The organism is Streptomyces sp. NPDC030165, from assembly GCF_055573595.1.
Genome location: NZ_JBVIBD010000064.1, coordinates 1 through 4957, shown reverse-complemented (window position 1 = coordinate 4957; position 4957 = coordinate 1). Strand labels below are relative to the sequence as shown.

At 70.9% G+C, this 4957-nt stretch carries 3 protein-coding genes and 2 pseudogenes; all 5 read left to right on the top strand.

Features of this window, described 5'->3' with window-relative positions:
• A pseudogene (locus ACZ4Z1_RS42265) lies at positions 1–101 on the top strand (ATP-binding protein); the annotation flags it as partial.
• Between the two features lie 421 nt (positions 102–522).
• The gene (locus tag ACZ4Z1_RS42260) at positions 523–3696 is read left to right on the top strand and encodes a nitrate- and nitrite sensing domain-containing protein (protein WP_468492039.1); all 3174 of its coding nucleotides are present in this window, start codon (positions 523–525) and stop codon (positions 3694–3696) included.
• Between the two features lie 10 nt (positions 3697–3706).
• Positions 3707–4120 (top strand): roadblock/LC7 domain-containing protein, encoded by a 414-nt coding sequence (locus tag ACZ4Z1_RS42255; RefSeq protein ID WP_018087204.1) that lies wholly within the window; start codon positions 3707–3709, stop codon positions 4118–4120.
• Between the two features lie 84 nt (positions 4121–4204).
• Positions 4205–4840: a DUF742 domain-containing protein gene (locus ACZ4Z1_RS42250; RefSeq protein ID WP_468492038.1), complete on the top strand. Its 636-nt coding sequence runs from the start codon at positions 4205–4207 to the stop codon at positions 4838–4840.
• A pseudogene (locus tag ACZ4Z1_RS42245) lies at positions 4821–4957 on the top strand (ATP-binding protein); the annotation flags it as partial. The gene ACZ4Z1_RS42250 and the pseudogene ACZ4Z1_RS42245, both read left to right, overlap by 20 nt.

The following is a 4957-nucleotide window of genomic DNA, read 5'->3' as shown; positions in this document are numbered from 1 at the left end:
CCGACGCACCCATCATCACCACCGACGCCCGCCACCGCAGCGAAGCCAAGAGCGCCCTCATCACCCTCGTCGAACACGCCCTCATGGCCCGCCTGAAGTGACGTCCTCAAGTCGCCCCGCCCGAAAGTAAGTTGCCTCAGGCAATGAGAGGCCGGACCGGCGCCGCCCGGCGCCGGAAAGGCCGCGGGCGGGCGGCGGTTCCCGTGCGGCGCCAGTGGATCTGTGTCCTTGGCCACGCCGCCGCTCGCGTTCATAACGTTTCGACAGAGAATTCACCCGCCGTCGACACCCGGCGCGCACACGCGGCTCCGCTGCGCTCACATTTCTCTCGCCTTTTGCCGCCCCTCGCCCTTAACGCCCCTTTTATCTGACGTGCTCAGCGCGTTGCCACGCCTTTGCCCAGTGTTTGGAACGCACGGTCCTGACGTGCTGAAATTCGCTGAACTCCGGAGTAGTAACGCCCTGAAGAAAACGGCACAGCGCAAAAGGGTGCGGTGCCGGCGCCGAGAGGTTGTTGGTCGAGTGAGGCGAAGCAAGGCGGGCCCCGAGCCGCAGGAACCGCGGCGGGGCAACTTCACGCCGCCGTCGCACAGCGCGGCACCGGCTGCCGGCGCGTCCGAGAGCCCGGTCTCCACCGTTCCCACGAGCGGCGGGCGGTTCTCCCCGCGCAACTGGCGGGTGGCCACCCGGCTGAACGCGATTCTGCTCATCCCCGTACTCGTCGCCCTGGTCTTCGGCGGCCTGCGCGTGAACAACTCGGTCGAGACCTGGCAGGAGGCCCAGGACGCCGAGGCCACCGCCAAACTGGTGCGCGCCGCGGCCGCCTACAGCCACGCCATCATCGACGAGCGCGACCGCACCGCCGAGCCGCTGCTGGCCGGCAAGCGCGACGACCCGGCGGTCGGCGAGGCCCGCGGGGCCACCGACACCGCGGCCGAAGCGTTCCACGCCGCGGTCAGGGAGATGCCCGCCAAGGAGGGCCTCAAGCGCCGCCTCGCCGCCTTCCAGAAGGTCGAGCCGGGCCTGAAGAAGCTGCGCGAGGCCGCGTACACGCCGCAGCTGACCGGCGTACGCACCGAAGAGGGCTACGTCGCCATCCAGCACCCGCTGATGGAGTTCGCCAACGAGCTGGGCCTGGGCACCGGCAACATCACCTCCTACGGCCGTACGGTCTACGCCGTCTCGCTGGCCAAGGCCGCCGAGTCGCTGACCCGCTCCATCGGCACGCACCTGCTGATCGACCCCGCGTCCCCGCAGGGCGGCAAGGAGCACAAGAAGCAGCTGACCGCGTTCGCCTCGTACAAGTACCTGGAGAACATCGCCATCGGCGAGTACACCTCCGGTGGCACCCCCGAGGACGTCGAGCGGCTGAAGAGCGACGCCGAGAAGCTGAAGAAGCAGGCCGCGGAGGCTGCCGCCAAGGCCCGCCAGCGCGCCGAGAACGCCGGCCAGCAGTTCAAGGCGCCGCCGGCCTTCGACGCGATGACCGCCGCCATCGGCTCCGGCGCCTCGCCACAGCAGCTCGCCGCGCAGGGCATCACCCCGCAGACCTGGTTCACCGCGGCCACCGGCACGTTCGACATGTACCGCGCCATCGAGAAGGACCTCGCGGACAAGGCGGTCGACGAGGCCGCCGCGATCTCCTCGGACGCCCGGCGGTCCACCTTCACCGACTCCGCGATCGTGATCGCCGCGCTGGTCGCCGCCTTCCTGGTGGCCGGCATGATGGCCCGCCGGATGAGCCGCAACATGCGCCAGCTGCGCACCGCGGCCTTCGGCATCGCCGAGCAGCGGCTGCCGACCCTGGTCGACCAGCTCTCCCGTACGGACCCGGGCCGCGTCGACACCCGTGTGCAGCCCATCCCGATCCACACCACCGACGAGATCGGCGAGGTCGCCCGCGCCTTCGACCAGGTGCACCGGGAGGCCGTCCGGCTCGCCGCCGAACAGGCGCTGCTGCGCGGCAACGTCAACGCGATCTTCACCAACCTCTCGCAGCGCAACCAGGGCCTGATCAAACGCCAGCTGACCCTGATCACCGAGCTGGAGAACAACGAGGCCGACCCGGACCAGCTGGAGAGCCTCTTCCGGATGGACCACCTGGCCACCCGTATGCGGCGCAACGGCGAGAACCTCCTCATCCTCGCGGGCGAGGAGCCGGGCCGCCGCTGGAACCAGCCGGTGCCGCTGATCGACGTGCTGCGCGCGGCGACGTCCGAGGTCGAGGCGTACGAGCGAATAGAACTGTCCGGCGTGCCGGACGGCGACATCCACGGCACCGCCGTGACCGACCTCGTGCACCTGCTCTCCGAGCTGCTGGAGAACGCCACCACGTTCTCCTCCCCGCAGACCAAGGTGCGGGTCGCCGCCACCCGGCTGCCGGACGGCCGGGTCATGATCGAGATCCACGACAAGGGCATCGGGCTCACCCCCGAGGACTTCGCGGACATCAACCACAAGCTGGCCAACCCGCCGACCGTGGACGCCTCGGTCTCCCAGCGCATGGGCCTGTTCGTGGTCGGCCGCCTCGCCGACCGGCACGGCATCCGCGTCCAGCTGCGCCCCTCCGGCGAGCAGGCCGGCACCACGTCCCTCGTCATGCTCCCCGAGGCCATCACCCACGGCGGTGGCGGCGAGGAGGGCCACGACGACGACTTCACGGTCTCCCGGATCGTCCCCGAGCACCAGCAGTCCTCCTACCAGAGCGACGGCCGCTCGGCCGCCGAACTGGGTTTCGACGACAACGGCTACGGGCCGCACGGCGCCGCCTCGCAGCTCGACCCGGTCAACCGCTCGCTGATGCGCGAGGAGCGCCGTGCGGCGCTGGAGGCGCAGGCCGGCGCGGGCACGCAGCCGCACCACCCCGCGCAGGCGCCGTACCAGGACCCGGCGGCGTCGCTGTTCCAGGACCCGGCGCAGCAGCACGGCGCGGGGTACGGGAACCACCCGGGCCAGGCGTATGCGGAACCGGCCCAGGGCAGCTACGGCGACAGTGCGCCGCAGGTCCAGGGACTTGCCGAAGTCGGTTACGGCGAGGCAGCCGGCCAGCAGCCGTACGCCCCGTACGAGCCGCGGCAGCAGGACGACTGGCCCGAAAACGGGGCGCACACCGGCTACTTCGGCCAGGAAACGGAATCCGACCGGAATCAGCCGCCCGCTCCCGCGGACGGTCCGGAACGCGTAGCATTCGACCGACCGGACCCCACTCCGGACGACACGCCGCCGCTGACCGACGCCGGCCTTCCGCGCCGCGGAGCCGCCGGCAGGCCGCAGGCTCAGCAGCAGCAGTGGCAGCCGTTCGAGGAGGCGTCCTCCAGGCCCCGTGCCCAGGAGGAACCGGCGGCCGCCCCGCAGGGGAACGCGCCGGAGGCCGGTACGGACGACTCCGAGTGGCGCTCGGCCAACGACGAGCGCTGGCAGCGGGCGGAGCGGCTGCGCGAGCCGAAGGCGGGCGGAGTCACTTCTTCCGGCCTGCCCCGGCGGGTGCCCAAGGCCAACCTGGTCGAGGGCACGGCGGAGCAGAGCCCGCAGGGCGGCCCGCAGGTCTCCCGCGCTCCGGAGGACGTCCGCGGCCGGCTGAGCAACCTGCGGCGCGGGGTCCAGCAGGGACGCAACGTGGGCACGGACCACTCGGAGGTCCCCCAGAATGACCAACAGGGCTTCGGCCCCGGCAGCACCTACGATCAGGAGCGTTAGTGTGAGCCCGATGAGCCAGGCGGCGCAGAACCTGAACTGGTTGATCACCAACTTCGTGGACAACACCCCCGGTGTGTCCCACACGGTCGTGGTCTCCGCGGACGGTCTCCTCCTCGCCATGTCCGAGGGCTTCCCTCGGGACAGAGCCGATCAGTTGGCGGCGGTGGCCTCCGGCCTCACTTCGCTGACCTCCGGCGCCTCCCGCATCTTCGAAGGCGGGAGTGTCAATCAGACCGTGGTGGAGATGGAGCGCGGCTTCCTCTTCATCATGTCCGTCTCCGACGGATCGTCGCTGGCCGTACTGGCGCACCCCGAGTGCGACATCGGCCTCGTCGGTTACGAGATGGCCCTGCTGGTCGACCGCGCGGGCACCGTGCTGACGCCCGACCTGCGCGCGGAACTGCAGGGCAGCCTTCTCAACTAGCAGACAGGCAGTGCGTTTCCCGCCACCGCGCCATAGGGTGCGGTGGCGCGACCGGCGTCAGATTGGCAAGTTGAAGGAGGAGACGTGGCAACGCCCCCGAGCGGATACCCGTACGGTCCCGGACAGCAGTCCGAGCCACAGGGCGAGCACCATCACAACCGCTTCAACTTCCCTTCCGCGCCCAGCAGCCGGCAGCAGCGGCCACCCCAGCCGCCGCAGCAGCACCGGCAGCCGTACCAGCAGCAGCCGTATCAGCAGCCGTACGACTCCCGGCAGCCGTACGAGCCGTCGCCGTACGACCAGCCGCGGGCGCCCCGCATCCAGCCGGTGCAGCACCAGCGGCGCGCGCCCGGTCCCTCGGCTCCCACCGGGGGCGCGCACAACCCGCTCGTGCGCCCGTACGCGATGACCGGAGGCCGGACCCGGCCGCGCTACCAGCTCGCCATCGAGGCGCTGGTCAGCACGACCGCCGACCCGGCCAGGCTGCAGGGCCAGCTGCCGGAGCACCAGCGCATCTGCCACCTCTGCCGCGAGATCAAGTCAGTGGCCGAGATCTCGGCCCTTCTCTCCATCCCCCTCGGCGTCGCCCGAATCCTCGTCGCCGACTTGGCGGAGGCCGGACTCGTCGCCATCCATCAGCCCGGCGGGGACGAGACCGCCGGCGGACAGCCAGATGTGACACTGCTCGAAAGGGTGCTCAGTGGACTTCGCAAGCTCTAGCGGTGCAGCCCGCTCCACCACCTCCGCGAAGATCGTGGTGGCGGGCGGCTTCGGCGTGGGCAAGACCACGTTCGTCGGGGCCGTCTCAGAGATCAACCCGCTGCGCACCGAAGCCGT